This window comes from Paenibacillus xylanilyticus (genome assembly GCF_013359935.1).
Taxonomy (GTDB): Bacteria; Bacillota; Bacilli; order Paenibacillales; family Paenibacillaceae; genus Paenibacillus; species Paenibacillus xylanilyticus.
Genome location: NZ_JABMCB010000039.1, coordinates 1 through 443, shown reverse-complemented (window position 1 = coordinate 443; position 443 = coordinate 1). Strand labels below are relative to the sequence as shown.

At 57.1% G+C, this 443-nt stretch carries 2 protein-coding genes; both read left to right on the top strand.

Annotation, left to right across the window (positions count from 1 at the left end):
- The coding region (locus tag HP552_RS35265; RefSeq protein ID WP_175393810.1) for a hypothetical protein at positions 1-200 on the top strand (200 nt) is incomplete at its 5' end.
- 18 nt (positions 201-218) lie between these two features.
- Positions 219-443 (top strand): hypothetical protein (locus HP552_RS35260; protein ID WP_175393809.1); only part of this gene is annotated, 225 nt, incomplete at its 3' end.

Genomic DNA, 443 nt, shown 5'->3' with positions numbered 1-443 from the left:
GGGTGACCAAGGACCTCAAGGTACTCAAGGACCTCAGGGTGACCAAGGACCTCAAGGTACTCAAGGACCTCAGGGCGACCAAGGACCACACGGTACTCAAGGCCCACAGGGTGACCAGGGACCACAAGGTACTCAAGGACGTCAGGTCGACCCAGGACCTCAAGGAACCCAAGGACCTCAAGGTGACCAAGGACCTCTAGGTACTCAAGGACCTCAGGGTGACCAAGGAACTCAAGGTACTCAAGGACCTAAGGGCGACCAAGGACCTCAAGGTACTCAAGGACCTCAGGGCGACCAAGGACCTCAAGGTACTCGAGGACCTCAGGGCGACCAAGGACCTCAAGGTACTCAAGAACTTCAGTGCGACCAAGCACCTCAGGGCACACGATGACCACAGGGCTACCATCGACGGCAAGGTACTCGAGGATTACAGGTTCGCCAAT